The sequence below is a fragment of the Jiella pacifica genome (assembly GCF_010500815.1).
Classification (GTDB): Bacteria; Pseudomonadota; Alphaproteobacteria; order Rhizobiales; family Rhizobiaceae; genus Jiella; species Jiella pacifica.
In genome coordinates, this window is the sequence record NZ_JAAAMG010000018.1 from 12,827 (window position 1) to 33,922 (window position 21,096).

At 64.9% G+C, this 21,096-nt stretch carries 19 protein-coding genes; all 19 read right to left on the minus strand.

The window, feature by feature from the left end:
- Positions 1 to 455: 455 nt before the first annotated feature.
- Positions 456 to 1,148, minus strand: a complete 693-nt coding sequence (locus GTK09_RS19050) for an ABC transporter ATP-binding protein (RefSeq protein ID WP_163465113.1) — start codon at positions 1,146 to 1,148, stop codon at positions 456 to 458.
- A complete protein-coding gene (locus GTK09_RS19055) occupies positions 1,148 to 2,440 on the minus strand; it encodes a lipoprotein-releasing ABC transporter permease subunit (RefSeq protein WP_376768018.1) in 1,293 nt (430 codons plus the stop codon). Before GTK09_RS19055 ends, GTK09_RS19050 begins: the two co-directional genes overlap by 1 nt.
- Before the next feature lie 2 nt (positions 2,441 to 2,442).
- Positions 2,443 to 3,765, minus strand: a complete 1,323-nt coding sequence (gene proS, locus GTK09_RS19060; RefSeq protein ID WP_163465028.1) for a proline--tRNA ligase — start codon at positions 3,763 to 3,765, stop codon at positions 2,443 to 2,445.
- A gap of 692 nt (positions 3,766 to 4,457) precedes the next feature.
- Complete coding sequence (locus GTK09_RS19065) at positions 4,458 to 4,724, minus strand: DUF1467 family protein (protein WP_163465029.1); 267 nt, start codon at positions 4,722 to 4,724, stop codon at positions 4,458 to 4,460.
- Positions 4,725 to 4,906: 182 nt separating this feature from the next.
- The gene (gene mce, locus GTK09_RS19070; protein WP_163465030.1) at positions 4,907 to 5,311 is read right to left on the minus strand and encodes a methylmalonyl-CoA epimerase; all 405 of its coding nucleotides are present in this window, start codon (positions 5,309 to 5,311) and stop codon (positions 4,907 to 4,909) included.
- 90 nt (positions 5,312 to 5,401) lie between these two features.
- The gene (locus GTK09_RS19075; protein WP_163465031.1) at positions 5,402 to 7,075 is read right to left on the minus strand and encodes a ribonuclease J; all 1,674 of its coding nucleotides are present in this window, start codon (positions 7,073 to 7,075) and stop codon (positions 5,402 to 5,404) included.
- Entirely contained in the window at positions 7,075 to 7,920 is an 846-nt protein-coding gene (locus GTK09_RS19080; protein ID WP_163465032.1) for a biotin--[acetyl-CoA-carboxylase] ligase, read from the minus strand. The genes GTK09_RS19075 and GTK09_RS19080 overlap by 1 nt, the downstream gene beginning before the upstream one ends.
- 2 nt (positions 7,921 to 7,922) lie before the next feature.
- Entirely contained in the window at positions 7,923 to 9,365 is a 1,443-nt protein-coding gene (gene nuoN, locus GTK09_RS19085; RefSeq protein ID WP_163465033.1) for an NADH-quinone oxidoreductase subunit NuoN, read from the minus strand.
- A gap of 112 nt (positions 9,366 to 9,477) precedes the next feature.
- Positions 9,478 to 10,992 carry an NADH-quinone oxidoreductase subunit M gene (locus tag GTK09_RS19090; RefSeq protein WP_163465034.1) on the minus strand — a complete coding sequence of 505 codons (1,515 nt, stop codon included), beginning with the start codon at positions 10,990 to 10,992 and terminating at the stop codon, positions 9,478 to 9,480.
- The gene (nuoL, locus tag GTK09_RS19095) at positions 10,992 to 13,016 is read right to left on the minus strand and encodes an NADH-quinone oxidoreductase subunit L (protein ID WP_163465035.1); all 2,025 of its coding nucleotides are present in this window, start codon (positions 13,014 to 13,016) and stop codon (positions 10,992 to 10,994) included. Before nuoL ends, GTK09_RS19090 begins: the two co-directional genes overlap by 1 nt.
- Before the next feature lie 5 nt (positions 13,017 to 13,021).
- On the minus strand, positions 13,022 to 13,330 hold the full coding sequence (gene nuoK, locus GTK09_RS19100; protein ID WP_134760481.1) for an NADH-quinone oxidoreductase subunit NuoK: 309 nt from the start codon (positions 13,328 to 13,330) through the stop codon (positions 13,022 to 13,024).
- Between the two features lie 21 nt (positions 13,331 to 13,351).
- Positions 13,352 to 13,969 carry an NADH-quinone oxidoreductase subunit J gene (locus GTK09_RS19105; RefSeq protein WP_163465036.1) on the minus strand — a complete coding sequence of 206 codons (618 nt, stop codon included), beginning with the start codon at positions 13,967 to 13,969 and terminating at the stop codon, positions 13,352 to 13,354.
- 98 nt (positions 13,970 to 14,067) lie between these two features.
- Positions 14,068 to 14,559: an NADH-quinone oxidoreductase subunit NuoI gene (nuoI, locus tag GTK09_RS19110; RefSeq protein WP_163465037.1), complete on the minus strand. Its 492-nt coding sequence runs from the start codon at positions 14,557 to 14,559 to the stop codon at positions 14,068 to 14,070.
- Between the two features lie 24 nt (positions 14,560 to 14,583).
- On the minus strand, positions 14,584 to 14,796 hold the full coding sequence (locus GTK09_RS19115) for a hypothetical protein (protein ID WP_163465038.1): 213 nt from the start codon (positions 14,794 to 14,796) through the stop codon (positions 14,584 to 14,586).
- Positions 14,793 to 15,848 carry an NADH-quinone oxidoreductase subunit NuoH gene (gene nuoH, locus GTK09_RS19120; protein WP_163465039.1) on the minus strand — a complete coding sequence of 352 codons (1,056 nt, stop codon included), beginning with the start codon at positions 15,846 to 15,848 and terminating at the stop codon, positions 14,793 to 14,795. The genes GTK09_RS19115 and nuoH overlap by 4 nt, the downstream gene beginning before the upstream one ends.
- 12 nt (positions 15,849 to 15,860) lie before the next feature.
- Positions 15,861 to 17,936, minus strand: coding sequence for an NADH-quinone oxidoreductase subunit NuoG (nuoG, locus tag GTK09_RS19125; protein WP_163465040.1), 2,076 nt, complete (start codon positions 17,934 to 17,936; stop codon positions 15,861 to 15,863).
- Positions 17,937 to 17,938: 2 nt separating this feature from the next.
- Positions 17,939 to 18,190 carry a hypothetical protein gene (locus tag GTK09_RS19130; RefSeq protein WP_163465041.1) on the minus strand — a complete coding sequence of 84 codons (252 nt, stop codon included), beginning with the start codon at positions 18,188 to 18,190 and terminating at the stop codon, positions 17,939 to 17,941.
- Between the two features lie 12 nt (positions 18,191 to 18,202).
- A complete protein-coding gene (gene nuoF, locus GTK09_RS19135; protein WP_163465042.1) occupies positions 18,203 to 19,507 on the minus strand; it encodes an NADH-quinone oxidoreductase subunit NuoF in 1,305 nt (434 codons plus the stop codon).
- A complete protein-coding gene (nuoE, locus tag GTK09_RS19140) occupies positions 19,507 to 20,976 on the minus strand; it encodes an NADH-quinone oxidoreductase subunit NuoE (protein ID WP_163465043.1) in 1,470 nt (489 codons plus the stop codon). Before nuoE ends, nuoF begins: the two co-directional genes overlap by 1 nt.
- Positions 20,977 to 21,096: the final 120 nt, after the last annotated feature.

Genomic DNA, 21,096 nt, shown 5'->3' on the forward strand with positions numbered 1-21,096 from the left:
CCGCCCGAAGAAAGGACCGCGCTTTCCCGATCCCCAGGAAAGCGCCCTCCTCCACCGCATAATCCGCCTGTCCGGCGGGAGTGTCAGGAGGAACCGCTCCCGTCACACGGCGTGAACGATCAGGCTGAGCGCGAAGAGAAAGCTGGATATGGCGAGCAGGGACAGGACATCCTTGGCGACGGTGAGCATGGCAGGGCCTTCGTTTTTGTTTGCGTCCCTATTTGTTCCTTTTTTGTTCTATTGGTCAAGCGAACTTCGCCACGCCGAGAACACGCGTAACGTAGCTGGCTATCGAACTCCGCGTAACCGATTGATCACCCACTGTTTCGATGAGGCGTGAGAGGGCGTGGCCGTATGGCCGCACGAATGCGCCCGCCCCGCATGTCGGGGGGCCGGCGATCCATGGCAGATCCTCGGCTTTGAAAACGTCGTCGGGAGACTGTCGCCGCGGGCGGTCAGTGCATCGCGAGCGGCACGATCCTGCCCTCTTCCAGGGTGATCGCATGATCCATCCGCCGGGCGAGGTCGTGATTGTGGGTGGCGATGAGCGCGGCGACGCCGGACTGGCGCACCAGGGCCGTCAGCGCGTCGAAGACGTAGCCGGCGGTGGTCGGGTCGAGATTGCCGGTCGGCTCGTCGGCGAGGAGGACGTGCGGCGAGTTGGCCACGGCGCGGGCGATGGCGACGCGCTGCTGTTCGCCGCCGGAGAGTTCGGCCGGGCGATGCTCGGCACGCGCGCCGATGCGCATGTAGTCGAGCAGCTCCTGCGCCCGCGCCGCGGCTGCCTTGCGCGGCAGCCCGTCGATCATCTGCGGCAGCATGACGTTCTCCAGGGCGGAGAATTCCGGCAGGAGATGGTGGAACTGGTAGACGAAGCCGATCGCCTGCCGGCGCATGGCCGTGCGGGCTTCGTCGCCGAGCGTGCCGCAGGCGACGCCGCCGACATAGACCTCGCCCGAGCCCGGCCGGTCGAGCAGCCCGGCGATGTGGAGCAGCGTCGACTTGCCGGCGCCGGAGGGGGCGACGAGGGCCACCATCTCACCGGGAGCGATGGTCATCTCGGCATCCTTCAGGATGACCAGCCGGTTCTCGCCCTGCCGATATTCCTTGCCGACGGCGTCGAGCCGCAGCGCGTGATTTTCTGCCATCATTCGTAACGCAACGCATCGACGGGATCGAGCCGCGAGGCTCGCCAGGAGGGAAGGAGCGTCGCCAGGAAGGACAGGCCGATCGCCATGGCGACGACGAGGACCACTTCGCTCGGATCGACCTCGGCGGGAAGCTGGCTGAGGAAATAGAATTCCGGATTGAACAGGACGACGCCGGTCACCCAGGAGAAGAACTGTCGGATGTTCTCGATGTTGATGCAGAACAGCAGCCCGAGAACGAAGCCAGCCAGCGTGCCGGAGAAGCCGATCGACGCGCCGGTGATCAGGAAGACGCGCATCACCGCGCCCTTGGTGGCGCCCATGGTACGCAGGATGGCGATATCGCGCCCCTTGTCCTTCACCAGCATGAACAGGCCGGAGATGATGTTGAGCGCGGCGACGAGGACGATCAACGTCAGGATGATGAACATGACGTTGCGCTCGACGTTGAGGGCCGAGAAGAAGCTCTGGTTCTGGGTCTCCCAGGTGACGGAGTAGACCGGCCGCCCGGCGGCCGCCTCGATCGCCGGCTGCAGGGCCTTCACCTGATCCGGCCGGTCGACGAAGATTTCAATCGACTGAACCTGGTTCTCCTGGTTGAAGTAGAGCTGCGCCTCGGGCAGCGGCATGTAGACATAGGCCGCGTCGTATTCCGACATGCCGATCTCGAAGATCGCCTTGACCGGATAGGCCTTCACCCGCGGGCTGGTGCCGAAGGCCGTGACGTCGCCATCGGGCGAGATCAGCGTGATCATGTCACCGAGCCCGATGCCGAGCGAGGAAGCGAGCCGGCTGCCGACGGCGACCCCGTCGCCGGTGTCGAAGCCTTCGAGGCTGCCGAGCTTGACGTTCTCGGAGACCGGCGCGAGCTTCGTCAGGTCCTGCAGGCGGACACCGCGAACGAGTGCGCCGGTCGAGCCGGAATTGGGACCCTGGGCGAGCACCTGCCCCTGCACCATCGGCATGACGAACTCGACGCCGTTAACCTGCCCGATGCGGTCGGCGACCTGTTCGTAGTCGGTCAGCGGACGATCGATCGGATAGAGGATGACATGGCCGTTGACGCCGAGGATCCGCATCAGGAGTTCGCCGCGAAAGCCGTTCATCACCGACATGACGATGATCAGGGCGGCGACGCCGAGCATGATCCCGACGAAGGAGAAGCCGGCGATGACCGAGACGCCGGCATCGCGGCGGCGCGAGCGCAGATAGCGCCCGGCGATCATCCACTCGAAACGCGAAAACGGCCGGCTGCCGCGGGAGGCCTTTGCGGCCGCCGGGCTTTCCGGCAGGCTCACGCCGACACCCTGGCGACGACCGAGGCGAGCGGGATCGTCTCCCGCTCCCCGGTGGCGCGGACCTTGATCTCGGCCTCGCCGGCCTTGGCGCCGCGCGGACCGACGATCACCTGCATCGGCAGGCCGATGAGATCCATGCTGGCGAACTTGGCGCCGGCCCTTGTGTCCTGGTCGTCATAAAGAACATCGAAGCCGGCCGCTTCGAGTTCCCGGTAGATCGTCTCGCAGGCGGCGTCACAGTCGGCGTCGCCGGGCTTCATGCTGACGAGACCGACGTCGAAGGGCGCGACCGACTTCGGCCAGACAATGCCGTTCTCGTCGTGCGATGCTTCGATGATGGCGGCGATCAGCCGGCTCGGTCCGATGCCGTAGGAGCCGCCGTGGACCGGGGTCTCCTTGCCGTCGGGCCCCGTGACAAGCGCCTTCAGCGGCTCGGAATATTTGGTGCCGAAATAAAAGATGTGGCCGACCTCGATGCCCCGCGCCGCGACCTTGTCCTCGGCCGGAACCGCGCTCCATGTCGCCTCATCGTGCATTTCGTCGGTCGCCGCGTAGGGCGTCGTCCAGGTCTTGACGACCTCGGCCAAGCCCGCCGCATCGGAAAAGTCGACCGATGCATCCGGCACCTTCAGCCCGAGGAAGTCGCGATGGCAGAACACCTCGCTCTCGCCGGTCGAGGCCAGGATGATGAATTCGTGGGAGAGATCACCGCCGATCGGACCGGTATCGGCGCGCATCGGGATGGCCTGCAATCCGCAACGCTGGAACGTCCTGAGATAGGCGACGAACATGCGGTGATAGGCCGTCTCGGCCGAGGCCTGATCGATGTCGAAGGAATAGGCGTCTTTCATCAGGAATTCGCGGCTGCGCATGACCCCGAAGCGCGGCCGCACCTCGTCGCGGAACTTCCACTGGATGTGGTAGAGATTGAGCGGCAGATCCTTGTAGGAGCGCACATAGGACCGGAAGATGTCGGTCACCACCTCTTCGTTGGTGGGGCCGTAAAGCATGTCGCGGCCGTGGCGATCCTCGATCCGCAGCATCTCTTTGCCGTAGCTGTCGTAGCGCCCGCTCTCGCGCCAGAGATCGGCCGACTGGATCGTCGGCATCAGGATCTCGTTGGCACCGGCACGGTTCTGCTCTTCGCGAATGATCGCGCAGACCTTGTCCAGAACGCGCTTGCCGAGCGGCAGGAAGGTGTAAGATCCTGCCGCCTGCTGGCGGATCATGCCGGCCCGCAGCATCAGCCGATGAGAGACGATCTCCGCCTCTTTCGGATTTTCCTTGAGGATTGGCAGAAAGAACCGCGACAGACGCATGCGTGATCCGATCAGATCGAGAGTTTATGACGCGCAACACGCGCCGAACCGGCTCTTAACCGGTCGTAACGGCAATGAAAAGGCGGGAATTCGGCGCAACGGCGCATCCGTCGCCAAGCTCTCGTCAAAGCAGCGCCGGGCTCGGACCGCGCGCGATCATCGCAGCCATCGACGTAACGTCGTTTCCGGCAAAGCGGCCCGGGCAATCTCCGGGACAGGAGATGAGCACCACGTCATCGAGTCGTCGTGCCCACCCTCGCCGGAAGACGTGCGAGACGCGCGCGGAGAGTCTTCCGACGAAGCACCGGGGCGGCAGTCGCCTCGGCGGAGACGACCCGTCGAGGCCAGATCACGATTGCCTTCCGATTCGATCCCACAGGAAAAATTTACGTGACAAGTGGGATGGTCGCAGGTAACGTCCTGTTGCATAAAAACGCGCCGTCAACGGCGCGAAATCAAGCGGTCTAGTCTCGGGAGGACGTGATTTCCGGCGCGGCTTTTCAGTCGCAGCCCCGGCAAAGCCCGGTGCGAAATCCAGGCGCGCGAATTGAAATGCAAGGTGAAAGCCTTGCATTTTTTTTGTGCAAAAGTCGCCGGTGAGGCCGTTTCCGCCAGACGATCAGCGGCGGGCATTTTTCTGATTGGACCGCGGAGTTTCCTGCCGGTCCCGAACGGCGACAGACCCAGCGCGATCAGGTTCCCGGAATGAGATGCGGCAGGTCGTCGGGACCAAAACCCCAGACCTGCGTCACCAGATAAAAGACGGCGAAGACGATCGTCGCGAGGATGGTGGTCAGGATGACCTTGTATCCCATCCGGGCGTTGATGGGCGCGCTGTCGGCGGTGCCGAGTGCCCTCTCCCCCACCTCGTGCTGCGACTGATTACCGATCGGCAGGACCGCGAAGAGCGTCGTCCACCAGATGATGAAATAGACTGCCAGACCCGATATGATTCCCATCGCTGCCTCCCCCGCCGACAGCCGCTCCTCTCAGTGGAGCGCGCCGGGTGCTTTTCCTTGTCCGTCCGTCGTAACGACGGGATGCGGAGATTTGAAGATGGCGAAGGCGAGATGATCACCACATGCCGGGGATTGTTCGACCCTCGCGGCGTCGATCGCCGTCCACGGCAAGACGGGCGACCTCACACCTGTTCGAGCTCCGTCAGGGTGCCGTGAACGTCACCGGGATGGAGGAAGAGCACGGGCTTGCCGTGGGCGCCGACTCTCGGCTCGCCGTCGCCCAGCACCCTCGCCCCGGACGCAACCAGACGATCGCGCGCGGCGACGATGTCGGCAACCTCGTAGCAAAGATGATGCATGCCGCCTTTCGGGTTCTTGGCCAGAAAGGCGGCGATCGGCGAATTTTCCCCGAGCGGCTCGAGGAGCTCAATCTTGGTGTTTTCCAGTTCGACGAAGACGACGGTCACCCCGTGCTCGGGGAGCGACTGAGGCGCGGAAACGCTCGCCCCCAGCATCGAGCGATAGGTCGCGACGGCGGCTTGGAGATCCGGCACCGCCAGGGCGACGTGGTTGAGACGCTGCAGCATCGAAGAACCTCCCACCTCTCGGGCGCCGCCGACGAGCGACGCACCGTCGATTGTCTCATCACTTCCGCAGCCTGGCGTCCGGGACCCGACTCACGGCTTCGAGACGAACACAGTGACGATCGGCTTCTTGCCCCATGCATCGGCCGCCGCGAAACGGACCGCGCGGCGAACCGCCTCACGCACCGTTTCGACGTTGCCCCGGCGCTTCGGCGGGATGCTCTCGAAGGCGTCGACCGCGGCGTCGATGAGGATGTCCTCCATCGTGTCGCCCTCCTCGTCCTCCTTCGGCAAGCCAAGGACGACGACGTCGGGATCATCGCGCAGGACGAGCTTGGACGTCATCTCGACATGCACCGCGACATGGCCGACGAAGGAGAGCCGCCGACGCTCGACGATACCCATTTCCTCGGGCGTTCCAATCAGGCGCCCGTCCTTGTAGAGCCGCCCGACCGGAACCTCGTCGATCACCATGGCCGGCCCAGGCGCGAGCTGCACCATGGCCCCGTTGCGGACGGACAGGACCGTCTTAACACCCGCCTCGCGGGCGAGCGCCGCGTGGGCGACGAGATGGGCCGCCTCGCCGTGGGCGGGAATGGCGATCTGCGGCCGCACCCACTCATACATCTGCTTCATCTCGTGGCGCCGCGGATGGCCGGAGACGTGAACGAGGGTTGCGCCGTCCTCCAGGACGGTGATGCCACGGTCGATCAGCGCGTTCTTGATCTCGATGATGCCTTTTTCGTTGCCCGGGATCGAGCGCGACGAAAAGATCACCATGTCGCCCTTCGACAGGCTGACGGATGGATGTTCGTCGCGCGACAAGCGGGCCAAGGCTGCGCGCGGCTCGCCCTGGCTGCCGGTGAGGATGATCACGGCCTTCTCGCGAGGGATGTAGCCGAAGTCCTGCTCGGTGAGAAACGGCGGCAGGCCCTCCAGATATCCGAGCTCGTCTGAGACGTCGACGACGCGGCGCATCGACCGGCCCATCAGCAGCGCCTGGCGGCCCGCATCGCGCGCCGCCTCCGCCACCGCCCGGATGCGCCCGACATTGGAGGAAAAGGTGGTGATGGCGACACGGCCCGGCGCCTCGGCGATCACCTTGGCGAGCGAGGCCGACACCTCCCGCTCCGACGGGCTGATGCCCTCGCGCATGGCGTTGGTGGAATCGGCGATCATGGCGAGGACGCCCTCATCGCCGATGGCTCTCAAGCGGGCCTCGTCGGTGGGTGCGCCAAGCACCGGCGTCGCGTCGATCTTCCAGTCGCCGGTGTGGAGCACCGTGCCCGCTGGCGTGCGGATGGCCAAAGCGACCGGCTCGGGAATCGAGTGGGTGACGTTGATCGCCTCGATCTCGAACGCACCGACCCTGAAACGATCGCCCGCCTTGAACAGCGTCACCGGGATGTCAGGTGCACCAGGCTCACCCTCGCGCTTCGCCGCCAGAAGTGCGGCGGAGAACGCCGTGGCGTAGACGGGCGCCTTCAGCCGCGGCCAGAGATCCAGAAGCGCGCCGTAGTGATCCTCGTGGGCGTGGGTGATCACGATGCCCTTCAGAGCGAGACGCTGCTCCTTGATGAAACGGATGTCCGGCAATACGAGGTCGACGCCCGGCATGTCCGGACCGGCAAAGGAAACGCCGCAATCGACGACGATCCACTCGCGCGCCTCTTCCGGACCGAAGCCGTAGAGCGCGAAATTCATGCCGATCTCACCGACGCCGCCCAGGGGGCAAAACACCAGTTCGCCGCTTTTATCGTTGTTCATCAAACGTTTGCCTTCAAATTCTTCACCGACGCGACAGCGCCGAAATGTACGTCTCCCGCCGCAACCCTCGTCATATGTCCATTCGCCTCGCGGATGACGAGATGGCACTCGGCGTCGATGGTCTCGAACACCCCGCGCACGATCCTGCCGCCCGTGTCGACGGCGATCTCGGCGCCGAGGCCGGCGGCCGATCCGAGCCACTTGTCGCGCACCGCCGCAAGTCCGGCGCCTCCCCGCCAGAGGCGGAGATTGTCGACGAATGCGTCGGACAGGGCATAGAAGACGTCCGCCGCCGTACACGCCACCCCAAGCGCGGAAAGATCCGTCGCCGGATAGGGCGTTTCATGCGGATGATCAACGACATTGACGCCGATGCCGATCGCCACCGCGATAGCGTCCGTCCCGGCTCCCATGGTCTCGAGCAGGATCCCTGAGAGTTTCGCTCCGTCGCCGAGGACGTCGTTCGGCCACTTCAGGGCAAAGCGCCCGCCGCTCGCCAGATCGCCGCCATCGGGCGCGATGGCGAAGCGGCTGCGCGGCATCACCGCCTCGAGTGCATCATGGAGCGCCAGCGCCGCGACGAAACCGAGCGAAGCCGCGGTTGCGAGGTCGACCTTCGGCCTGAGCAGCAGGGTCGCGGCGAGATTGCCCCGCCGCCCCTCCCAAGGCCTGCCGCGCCGCCCGCGCCCGCCGGTCTGATGATCGGTGACGAGCCAGAGTCGCCCGGGATCGCCCTCCACTGCGCGTTGGAGCGCCAGCGCGTTGGTCGAGCCGATCTCGGTGAAGGACTCGTACCGGAAACCGTCGCCAAATGCCGTTGGTGAGAGGTTGAAACCCGGTGCCACCGTCAGAAGAAGGTCTTGGCCGCGGCTTCGGCAGCCGCGAAGATCGGCCCGCCGACGAAGATGTAGAGCGGGAAGACGATAAGCCCGGTCACCCACAAAACGGCGCGCAGTTCGATGGCCATCGGCACGAATGCCTCGGCCGGCTCGTCGAACCACATCACCTTCACGAGGCGTAGATAGTAATAAAGGCCGACGACGGAGGCGAGGACGCCGATGATCGCCAGCGGCCAGAGCCCCGCCTGCACCGCCGCCATGAACACGAAGTACTTGGCGATGAAGCCGGCGAGCGGCGGCAGACCAGCGAGCGAAAGCATCATCACCGACAGGAACACCGCCATCACCGGATTGGTCTGCGACAGGCCGGCGAGGTCGTCGATCTCCTCGACCATGCCGTCGCGCCGACGCATGGCGAGGATGACCGCGAAGGTCCCGAGCGTCATCACCAGATAGATCGTCATGTAGAGGATGACGCCGCGGACGCCCTCCACGCTCGCGGGAGCAAGACCGACGAGCGCGTAGCCCATGTGGGCGATCGAGGAATAGGCCATCAGCCGCTTGATGTTGTGTTGGCCGATCGCGGCGAATGCGCCGAAGACCATGGAGGCAATCGAGATGAAGACGATCACCTGCTGCCACTGATCCGACAACGGTTCGAAGCCCTGCACCGTGAAGCGGGTGAGCAGCGCCATCGCCGCGACTTTCGGCGCGCCGGCGAGGAAGGCGGTGATCGGCGTCGGCGCGCCTTCGTAGACGTCCGGCGTCCACATGTGGAACGGCACGGCGGAAATCTTGAAGGCAAGGCCGGCGAGGACGAAGACGATGCCGACGACGAGGCCGAGCGAACTGCCGCTCTCCGCCGCGACGCGGGCAATTGCAGTGAACTCGATGTGGCCGGTGAAGCCGTAGACCATCGACGCGCCGTAGAGCAGCATGCCGGAGGACAGAGCGCCGAGGACGAAATATTTCAGGCCAGCCTCGGTCGAACGGACGCTGTCGCGGTTGATGGCGGCGAGGACGTAGATCGCCAGCGACTGCAATTCGAGGCCGAGATAAAGCGCGATCATGTCGCCGGCGGAGACCATCATCATCATGCCGGTGGTCGACAGAAGCACGAGCACCGGGAACTCGAAGCGGTTGAAGCGCTCGCTCTCGGCGAAGCCGACCGACATCACCACCGCCGCGGCGGAGCCGACGAGGACGAGGATCTTCATGAAGCGAGCGAAGGGATCGAGCACAAAGGAACCGCCGAAGCCGGTGCCGAGCGGTGTGATCAGGATCAGCCAGAGCGCCGCGATGATGATCACCGCGACGGACAGGCCGGTCACCGTCTGCGAGCTCTTTTCGCCCATGAAGACGCCGATCATCAAAAGGATCATCGCACCGACCGACAGGATCAGTTCCGGCGCGGCGATCGAAAGGCTGCTCGTCAGCATATCGGGCATCATGGGCGGTTGGCCTCAAAGCTTGGACTTGGCACGCCCGGCGGGCAGTCTGGCCCGCCCGCCGGCGTCGGTCGTAAGTATGTCCGGCGGGGCGAGCGAGCCGCCCCGCCGCCGATCAATGCAGCGCCGCGACGCTGCCGGACGCGGCGGCGTCGAGCGCCGCGGTGTAGCTGTTGACGAGGCTCTCGACCGAGGCGGCCGTCACGTCGAAGACCGGCATCGGATAGACGCCGAAGAAGATCACCAGCGCCACCAACGGATAGAGCAGCAACTTCTCGCGGCCGGACAGATCGAGGATCGAGCGCAGGCTCTCCTTCTCCAACGCGCCGAAGATGACCCGGCGATAGAGCCACAGCGCGTAGCCGGCGGAGAGGATGACGCCCGTCGTGGCGAAGATCGCCACCCAGCTGTTCACCTGGAAGACGCCGAGGAGCGTCAGGAACTCGCCGACGAAGCCCGAGGTGCCGGGCAGGCCGACATTGGCCATGGTGAAGATCAGCATCACCACCGCGTAGTGGGGCATCCGGTTGACGAGACCGCCATAGGCCGAGATCTCGCGGGTATGCATGCGGTCGTAGACGACGCCGACACAGAGGAACAGCGCGCCGGAGACGAGGCCGTGGGAGAGCATCTGGAAGATCGCCCCCTGAACACCCTGCTCGTTGGCGGCGAAGATGCCCATGGTCACGAAGCCCATATGTGCGACGGAAGAATAGGCGATCAGCTTCTTGATGTCCTCCTGCATCAGCGCGACCAGCGAGGTGTAGATGATCGCGACGACCGACAGGGTGAAGACGAAGGGCGCGAAGTCCGCGGAGGCGAGCGGGAACATCGGCAGCGAGAAGCGCAGGAAGCCGTAGCCGCCGAGCTTCAGGAGGATGCCCGCAAGGATCACCGAGCCTGCCGTCGGCGCCTCGACGTGGGCGTCCGGCAGCCAGGTGTGGACCGGCCACATCGGCATCTTCACCGCGAAGGAGGCGAAGAAGGCGAGCCACAGCCAGGTCTGCATCTCGGCCGGGAACTTGTGCTGCAAGAGGTCCGGGATCGAAGTCGTGCCGGCGTTCCAGTACATCGCCATGATGGCGATCAGCATCAGCACCGAACCGAGAAAGGTGTAGAGGAAGAACTTGTAGCTCGCATAGATGCGGCGCTTGCCGCCCCACACCCCGATGATCAGGAACATCGGAATGAGGCCACCCTCGAAGAAGATGTAGAAGAGGACCAGATCGAGCGCGCAGAAGACGCCGATCACCAGCGTCTCCAGCACGAGGAAGGCGATCATGTAGTCCTTCACCCGCACCTTGACGCTCTCAAAGCTCGCCAGGATGCAGAGAGGCATCAGGAATGTCGTCAGGATGACGAACAGCATCGAGATGCCGTCGACGCCCATGTGATAGGTGATCGAGCCACCGATCCACTCGGAGCGCTCGACCATCTGGAAGCCGGGATCTGACGCATCGAAGTTGATCCAGACCCACAACGAGACGATGAAGGTGAACACCGTCGTGAGCAGCGCGACGTTGCGCACGTTGCGCCGGGCGAGCTCGTTGTCGTCCTTGATGAACAGGATGAGGAGAGCCCCGACCAGCGGCAGGAAGGTGACGGTCGAAAGGATCGGCCAGTCGGTCATCAGCTTGCTCCCCCGAGCATCATCCAAGTGACCAGCGCGGCAACGCCGATCAGCATCGCGAAGGCGTAGTGATAGAGATAGCCGCTCTGCAGCTTCACCACCCGGCCGGTGACGTCCATGACGCGCGCCGATACGCCGTCCGGTCCGAACCCGTCGATCACCTTGCCGTCGCCGGTCCTCCAGAGGAAGCGACCGACGCGCTGCGCCGGCTGGACGAACAGGAAGTCGTAGAGCTCGTCGAAGTACCACTTGTTGAGCAGGAACTGGTAGAGGCCGCGATTGCGATCCGCCGTCTGCTTCGCGAGGCTCGGCCTGGCGATGTAGAAGAAGTACGCGGTGACGAACCCGACGACCATGCAAAGGGTCGGCAGGAAGGCGATCCAGAACGAGATCTCGTGCATGTCGTGGAGCACGTGGTTGTCGCTGCCGGTGAACAAGGCGGCGTGCCAGAACTCGCCGTAGCCCTCGCCGATGAAGGCGCCTTCGAACAGGATGCCCGCGAACAACGCACCGGCAGCGAGGACGAACAGCGGCACCAGCATGACCCACGGCGACTCGTGGATGTGATGCATCACGTCGGCGGAAGCGCGCGGCTTGCCGTGGAAGGTCAGGAAAATCAGCCGCCAGGAGTAGAAGCTGGTCAGCGCGGCGGCGATCACCGTCATTCCCCAGCCATAGAGGGCGAAGGAATTGTGGCCGACGAAGGCCGCCTCGATGATCGCGTCCTTGGAGTAGTAGCCGGCGGTGAAGGGAAAGCCGGTCAGCGCCAGCGTGCCGATCACCATCATCCAGTAGGTCTTCGGGATGTGCTTTCTCAGGCCGCCCATCCGGCGCATGTCCTGCTCGTCCGAGACGGCATGGATCACCGAGCCGGCCCCGAGGAACAACAGCGCCTTGAAGAAGGCGTGGGTGAACAGGTGGAATATCGCGGGGCCATAGGCGCCGACGCCGAGCGCGACGAACATGTAGCCGAGCTGCGAGCAGGTCGAATAGGCGATGACGCGCTTGATGTCATTCTGGACGAGACCGATCGTCGCCGCGAAGAAGGCGGTGGTCGCGCCGATGAAGGTGACGAAGGTCAGCGCCGTGGAGCTCAGCTCGAAGAGCGGCGACATGCGGGCCAGCATGAAGACGCCGGCGGTGACCATGGTCGCGGCGTGAATGAGCGCCGACACCGGGGTCGGGCCTTCCATCGCGTCCGGCAGCCAAGTGTGGAGGCCGATCTGGGCCGACTTGCCCATGGCGCCCATGAACAGGAGCAGGCAGACGACGGTCAGCGCGCTGCCCATGGTGAGGGCGTAGCCGGCGAAGTTCATGACGACGTCACCGGTGGCCGCAGCCGCGCCGTGGGACGCTGCTTCGGCACCAGCCGCAGCGGCGTCGTGCCCTGCCCCGCCGAGCGAACCGGCGACGTCGGCCGCACCGGCGAAGATGGTGTCGAGGTTCACCGAGCCGAACAGCGCGAAGACGCCGAAGATGCCGAGGGCGAAGCCGAAGTCGCCGACGCGGTTGACGACGAAGGCCTTCATCGCCGCGGCGTTGGCCGAGGGCTTCTTGTACCAGAAACCGATGAGCAGGTACGAGGCGAGGCCGACGCCCTCCCAGCCGAAGAACATCTGGACGAGATTGTTCGACGTCACCAGCATCAGCATGGCGAAGGTGAACAGCGACAGATAGGCGAAGAAGCGTGCACGATGCGGATCGTGGTGCATGTAGCCGATCGAATAGACGTGCACGAGACTGGAAACGGTGTTGACGACCACCAGCATCACCAGCGTCAGCCGATCGATCCGCAGCGACCAGGCGACGTCGAGCGTACCCGATTGCATCCACTGGAGGAGCGGGACCCTGAGCGTCTCGCCCTCGCCGAACCCGAAGGAGATGAAGGCGATCCAGGACAGGATCGCGGCCACCACCATGAAGCCCGACAGCGTGTATTCACAGGCCTTGGCGCCGATCGACTTGCCGAACAGCCCGGCGATCAGGAAGCCCGCGAGCGGCAGGAGGACGATGATCGTGTACACCGCGATCAGCCTTTCATCGTGTTGACGTCGTCGACGGCGATCGAGCCGCGATTGCGGAAGAAGACGACCAGGATGGCGAGGCCGATGGCGGCCTCTGCCGCCGCGACGGTCAGGATGAAGAGCGCGAAGACCTGGCCGACGAGATCGCCGAGGAAGGCCGAGAAGGCCACCATGTTGATGTTGACCGCGAGCAGGATCAACTCCACCGACATCAGGATGGTGATGATGTTCTTGCGGTTCATGAAGATGCCGAAGACCCCCGTGACGAAGAGGATCGCGGCGACTGTCAGGTAATGGCCGAGACCGATTTCCATGGCTTTACGGTTCCTTGTCCCTCAGATGCCCCGGCCGCTCTCGACCTTGCGGATCTCGATGGCGGTGGCGGGCGTGCGGCCCACCTGAGCGGGGATGGACTGGCGCTTGAGGCCTTGCTTGTGGCGGAGCGTCAGGACGATCGCCCCGACCATGGCGACGAAGAGGATGAGGCCAGCGAGCTGGAAGAACAGAATGTAGCGGGTGTAGAGCACGCTTCCGAGCGCCCGGATGTTCGACATCTCGTAGAGCGGCGGCATCGGCAGCGCCGTCGATTTGGCGAGTTCGGGCTGGTAGACGCTGCCCGTCCCCGCGACCACCAGCTCGGCCAGGAGGACGAGGCCGATGATCAGGCCGAAGGGGGCATATTTCAGCGCACCCTTCTTTGCCTGGGCGAGATCCAGATCGAGCATCATGACGACGAAGAGGAAGAGGATCGCCACGGCGCCGACATAAACGACGATGAGGATCAGCGCCAGGAACTCGGCGCCCGCCAAGAGGAACAGCCCCGCCGCGGCGACGAAGGTGAGAATGAGGAACAGCACCGAATGGACCGGGTTTCGCGCGAAGACGACCATCAGCGCGCCACCGACGGCGATGAAGGCGAAGATATAGAAAAAGAATGCCTGAAGGCCGAGCATTCTCGGGCTCCCCTCATGTTCCGGTCCGCGGCGGATGCCGCGTCGTTCAATCTATCTGCCCGACTCTCGGACGGCTCGTCACGCGATCGGCCGACCGATTAGCGGTAGGGCGCGTCGAGCGCAATGTTGCGTGCGAGCTCCCGCTCCCAGCGATCGCCGTTCGCCAGGAGTTTCGCCTTGTCGTAATAGAGCTCTTCCCGGGTCTCGGTGGCGAACTCGAAGTTCGGTCCCTCGACGATGGCATCCACCGGACAGGCTTCCTGGCAGAAGCCGCAATAGATGCACTTCACCATGTCGATGTCGTAGCGGATCGTCCGGCGGGTCCCATCGTTGCGGCGCGGCCCGGCCTCGATGGTGATCGCCTGGGCCGGGCAGATCGCCTCGCAAAGCTTGCAGGCGATGCACCGCTCCTGGCCGTTAGGATAGCGCCGCAGGGCATGCTCGCCGCGGAAACGTGGCGACACCGGGCCCTTTTCGAACGGATAGTTCAATGTCGCCTTGGACTTGAAGAAATAGCGCATGGACAGCGCGAACGCCTTCGCGAACTCGATCAGAAACAGCGAGCGGACGGTCTGGGCAATCTGGGACATGAGCTCTGCCCTTCCTTTTTCTTCTCAGGCGGCGAAGGTCTGGCCGACGAACCAGCCCAACACCGGAAACAGTACCAGTTGCGAGATCCGAGCGACGTTCAGGGCGGTCTTCGCCCCGAGCCGTTCCGACGGCCGCTCCCGCGTCATGCGCTCCATCACGGCGCCGATGACGAAGTAGTCGGCGACGCAGATGACGAGACCGAGGAGAGCCCCGACGATCGCCGGATCGATCGTCATGCGGCTGCGCCGGCCCAGCCGGTCAGCTGCAGGACGAAGGCGACGATCACGACCATCGCCAGCGACAGCGGCAGGAACACCTTCCAGCCGAGACGCATCAGCTGGTCGTAGCGGTAGCGCGGCACGAACGCCTTCACCATGGCGAACATGAAGAACACCAGCGCGACCTTCGCCAGGAACCAGACGACGCCCGGCACCCAGGTGAACGGCGGCAAGTCGACCGGCGGAAGCCAGCCGCCGAGAAAGAGGATCGTCGTCAGGCAGCACATCAGCGTGATGGCGGCATATTCGCCGAGCATGAACATCATGTACGGGGTCGAGCCATACTCGACCATGAAGCCGGCGACGAGTTCGGATTCGGCTTCCGGCAGGTCGAAAGGCGGCCGGTTCGTCTCGGCGAGCGCCGAGATGAAGAACACGATGAACATCGGGAACAGGCTCAGCCAATGCCAGTCGAGGAACGAGCCCGGCAGGCCGACCATGGTGCCGAGTCCGACCGACTGCGCGATGACGATGTCGGTCAGGTTGAGCGAACCGACGCAGAGCAGCACGGTAACGATGACGAAGCCGATCGAGACCTCGTAGGAAACCATCTGTGCCGCCGAGCGGAGCGCGCCGAGGAACGCATACTTCGAGTTCGACGCCCAACCGCCCATGATCACGCCATAGACCTCGAGGGAGGAGATGGCGAAGACGTAGAGAATGCCGATGTTGATGTCGGCGATCACCCAGCCGTTGGCGACGGGCACCACGGCGAAGGTGGCGAGCGCGAGCGTCACTGCGACCAGCGGCGCCAGCAGGAACACCACCTTGTCCGAGCTCGCCGGGACGACCGGCTCCTTGAGCATGAACTTCAACAGGTCGGCGAAGGACTGGAACAGGCCGAAGGGCCCCACCACGTTCGGCCCGCGCCTCAGCTGCACCGCCGCCCAGATCTTGCGATCGGCCAGAAGGATGTAGGCGATCAGGACCAAGAGAACGACGAGGAACAGGACGCTCTGGGCGAGGATGATCAGCCCCGGGACGACATAGATGGAGAAGAAGTCGGTCACGATCGCCCGTCCCTATTCCGCTGCTTGAAGTTTTTCACCGGCGGCGAGCCGCGAGCATTCGGCCATCACCTTGGAGGCCCGGGCGATCGGGTTGGTCAGATAGAAATCGCCGAGCTTCGAGCCGAGATGGGCCGCGCCAAGAGAGCCGGCCCGGTCCGCCAGCGCCAGGATGGCATCGTGACCGGCAGGCTCGACGCGGTCACTGCGCATCCATGGAAGTGCCTGATACAACTCACGCTGCAGCGCGGCAAGCGAGTCGAAGGGCAGCGTTTTTCCGAGCACGGCGGACAGGGCACGGACGATCGCCCAGTCCTCGCGCGCATCCCCCGGAGGGAAGGCGGCGCGGGACGAGACCTGCGCCCGGCCTTCCAGATTGACGAAGGTGCCGTCCTTCTCGGTATAGGCCGCGCCCGGCAGGATGACGTCGGCGCGGTGGGCGCCGCGATCACCGTGGGTGCCGATATAGACGACGAACGGCCCTGGCGCGATCTCTACCTCGTCGGCGCCGAGATTGAACAGCACGTTGACGCCGCCGGAGGCCATTTCGCCGAAGGTCTTGCCGCCCTCACCCGGGACGAAACCGACGTCGAGGCCGCCGACGCGGGACGCCGCCGTGTGGAGGACGTTGAAGCCGTTCCAGCCGTCCGCGAAGGCGCCGACCTCACGGGCCAACGCCGCGGCCGCCGCGAGCACACCCGGACCATCGTCCCCCGTGAGCGCGCCTGAGCCGACGATGATCATCGGCCGCGCAGCGTTCTTCAGGGCGTCGAAGAAGCCCTGGCTCGCCTTCGCGACGTCGGAAAGTGTCTCGGTGCCGGCACCCAGATAGGTGGTGTCGTAGCGCAGATTGGCATTCTCACCGATGACGCCGATCGGGAAGCCGCCGAGCCGCCAGCGCTTGCGGATGCGGGCATTGAGGACCGCCGCCTCGAAGCGCGGATTGGCGCCGATGATGAGAAGCGCGTCGGCATCCTCGATGCCGGCGATGGTGGTGTTGAAGAGATAGCTGCCGCGGCCATTCGCGGGATCGAGCATGGCGCCGTCCTGGCGGCAATCGATCGAGGTCGCGCCGAGGCCCGCCATCAGTTGCTTCAGCGCATACATTTCCTCGACGGCGGCAAGATCGCCGGCGACGGCGCCGATCTTTTCCGGCGCGGTCTGGTCGACCTTCGCCTTGATCGCGGCGAAGGCCTCCTGCCAGCTCGCCGGCTGCAGCTTGCCGTCGCGGCGCACATATGGGCGGTCGAGGCGCTGGGTGCGCAGCCCGTCCCAGACGAAGCGGGTCTTGTCGGAGATCCACTCCTCGTTCACCGCCTCGTTGACCCGCGGCAGGATGCGCAGCACCTCGCGGCCGCGGGTGTCGACGCGGATTGCCGAGCCGACGGCATCCATGACGTCGATCGTCTGCGTCTTGGTCAGCTCCCAAGGCCGCGCCTGAAAGGCATAGGGGCGCGAGGTGAGCGCGCCGACCGGGCAGAGGTCGATGACGTTGCCCTGCAGCTCGGAGGTCATCGCCTGTTCGAGGAAGGTGGTGATCTCGGCGTCCTCGCCGCGGCCGACGAGGCCGAGCTCGGAAATGCCGGCGATTTCGGTGGTGAAGCGGACGCAGCGCGTGCAGTGGATGCAGCGCGTCATGATCGTCTTGACCAGCGGGCCGATGTATTTGTCCTCGACGGCGCGCTTGTTCTCCCGGTAGCGGGAGGAATCGACGCCGTAGGCCATCGCCTGGTCCTGCAGATCGCACTCGCCGCCCTGGTCGCAGATCGGGCAGTCGAGCGGATGGTTGATCAGCAGGAATTCCATCACGCCCTCGCGAGCCTTCTTGACCATCGGCGTGGTGGTGAAGACCTCCGGCAGCTGGCCCTCCGGCCCGGGGCGCAGGTCGCGCACGCCCATGGCGCAGGAGGCAGCGGGCTTCGGCGGCCCACCCTTCACCTCGACCAGGCACATGCGGCAGTTGCCGGCGATCGACAGCCGCTCATGGAAACAGAAACGCGGAATCTCGGCGCCGGCCTCCTCGCACGCCTGCAGCAGCGTGTAGTGATCCGGGACCTCGATCTCGTTGCCGTCGACTTTCAGCTTCGTCATGATCAGGCTTTCTCTTCCAGACGGGAGACGCGCTCTTCCAGCGTCTTCAACCGTTCCGCCACGGTGGCGTGGCGGACGTTTGCATGCACGGCAGCGCCGGCGACCGTGTAGAGCGTCTCACGGAATTCTTCGAGCCGCTGGTCGATGTGATCCAGGCGGTTGCCGACGAGCATGAACTGCTCCGTGTGCTCACCTTGCGTCTCCCGGATCTCCCGCAAGAGCTGAAGCACCAGATTGTCCGGCTCGTCCGCCATCGTCCCTGCTCCCTACTCCGCCGCTTCGAGCACGGGGCGAACCTCATGCGCGTTGTGCGAGTACTCGTCGATGCGCCGTTCGATCTCCGCGCGGAAATGCCGCACCAGGCCCTGGATCGGCCAGGCCGCCGCGTCACCGAGGGCGCAGATCGTGTGGCCCTCGACCTGCTTGGTCACGTCGAGCAGCATGTCGATCTCGCGCTTCTGGGCGTGGCCGGTGGCCATGCGCTCCATCACCCGCCACATCCAGCCGGTGCCTTCGCGGCACGGCGTACACTGGCCGCAGCTCTCATGCTTGTAGAAGTAAGAGATGCGGGCGATCGCCTTCACGATGTCGGTGGACTTGTCCATGACGATCACCGCCGCGGTGCCGAGCGAGGTCTTGATCTCGCGCAGTCCGTCGAAGTCCATCGGCGCGTCGATGATGTCGGCGCCCGGTACCAGCGGCACCGAGGAGCCGCCTGGGATCACCGCGAGGAGATTGTCCCAGCCGCCGCGCACGCCGCCGCAATGCTTCTCGATCAGTTCGCGGAACGAGATGCCCATTGCCTCTTCGACAGTGCAGGGCCGCTCGACATGACCGGAAACGCAGAACAGCTTGGTGCCGGTGTTGTTCTGGCGGCCGATGCCGGCGAACCAGGAGCCGCCGCGGCGCAGGATGGTCGGGGCAACGGCGATCGACTCGACATTGTTGACCGTCGTCGGGCAGCCATAGAGGCCGACATTCGCCGGGAACGGCGGCTTCAGCCGCGGCTGGCCCTTCTTGCCCTCGAGGCTTTCGAGCAGCGCCGTCTCCTCACCGCAGATGTAGGCGCCGGCGCCGTGATGGACGATGATGTCATAGTCCCAGCCGCACTTGTTGTCCTTGCCGAGATAGCCCTGTTCATAGCACTCGTCGATCGCCCGCTGCAGCGCCTGCCGCTCGCGAACATACTCACCGCGCACATAGATGTAGCAGGTGTGCGCCAGCATGGAGAAGCCGGCGATGATGCAGCCCTCGATCAGCGTGAACGGGTCGTTGCGCATGATCTCCCGGTCCTTGCAGGTCCCGGGTTCGGATTCGTCGGCATTGATGACGAGGTAATGCGGCCGCTCGCCCACTTCCTTCGGCATGAACGACCATTTCAGGCCGGTCGGAAAGCCAGCGCCGCCGCGACCGCGAAGGCCGGAGGCCTTCATCTCATTGATGATCCAGTCGCGGCCCTTGCCGATGATGTCGGCAGTGCCGTCGAAATGCCCGCGCTTCAGCGCCGCCGTCAGGCTCTTGTCGCGCAGGCCGTAGATGTTGGTGAAGATCCGGTCCTTGTCCTGAAGCATCACGCCTCTCCTTCACCCTTGCCGGGGCTGGCGTCCGACCCAGCGCGCAAATCCTTTGCCTGCTGAATCCACTGTTCGCGGACGGCCCGGCCCCGGAAGTTCAGATAGTCGTCGATCCAGATCAGCTCGGTCTCACGCCACTCGGCGATCTGCCAGAAATGATAGACGCCGAGATCGTTGAGCTTGCTCTCGATCACCCGCCCGATTCCTCGGATCTTCTGCAGATCGTCCTTTTCGCCTCTCGGGCTCGAAAGCAGATCTGCAGGCTTGTCGCCCGGCCGGGAGTCCGGCTTCGGCTCCTGGGCCTCGCTTTCGAAATGATCGGCATGCGCGGGGCCTGGCGTGACATCGGAGGTTTCGGTGCGCTCGCCCTCAGTGAGGTCGCCGCCCCGCCGACCGGTCAGCACCTCGACGGCGGCCTCGCCCTCGCGAAGTCGCGGCGGTTGCCGACCGGCGGCGTCGTCGAGCCGACTGCGATCGGGAATCACCGCGTCTTCGGCTGCCGCCTCGGCGCGGCGCAGATCCCCGCCCGTCTTCGCGTCGACTTCGTCCGGAACATTGCCTTCCTCGGCGTCGGTCGCGCCCTGGCGCGTGCCGCCTTCCCGGCCGGCTCCGGGCTTGTGGCCCTCGGCGGCGAGTTCGTCGCTCTCGCGATCCTCGACGCTTTGGTCGACCTTGGCATCGGTGGCGGCGCCGGGCGTCGGCAGCGTGGGATCGGTCTGCTCCGATGCGGTATCCGGGCGGCCAGCCTCCGATGGCGGCGTCGACACGGCCTGACCGGCGCCCTCGCCCTGCGGCGTCGAACCGTTCGCCGGACCGTGACCGGCTTCCTGCTTATGCTCGGCGATCAGGTCGTCATAGTCCTCGGTCAGCGACGTCAAGCCACCAAGCGGCGCCGATAGATGCCGTCCGTTCTGCGGCCCTGGCTTCACTTCGCCGCGCCGGCCCGCCTCGAAGAGATCGATGAGCTCTTCCAGACGCTCGGGCGTGAGGTCTTCGTACGTATCCTCGAAGATCATCACCATCGGCGCATTGACGCAGGCACCCAGGCACTCGACCTCTTCCCAGGACAGCGTTCCGGCGTCGTTGCGGTGGAACTGCTCGGCATGGATCTTCTTGCGGCAGACTGCCTTCAGATCCTCGGCGCCACGCAGCATGCAGGGCGTCGTGCCGCAGACCTGGACATGGGCCCTGGTGCCGACCGGGTTGAGCTGGAACTGCGTATAGAAGGTCGCCACTTCCAGGACGCGGATCAGCGGCATGTCGAGCATCTCGGCGACATGCTCAATCGCAGCCTTGGTCACCCAACCGTCCTGATCCTGCGCTCGCATGAGCAGCGGGATGACGGCGGACTGCTGCCGACCTTCGGGATACTTCTTGATCGTCGCTTCAGCCCAAGCGGCGTTCTCTTGGCTAAACGCGAAGCCGGCTGGTTGCACGGCCTCTTCCGCGAGACGTCTGACAGACATCGGACCTCGATCTTAGAGCGATTCAACACGCGATGTTGCGGCGCGTTCTATCACAAGACGGACAAAAGGCCAGTGGCCGATGACCGCAGTTGAAGATTGGCTCCCATGCCGGAAAGGCGG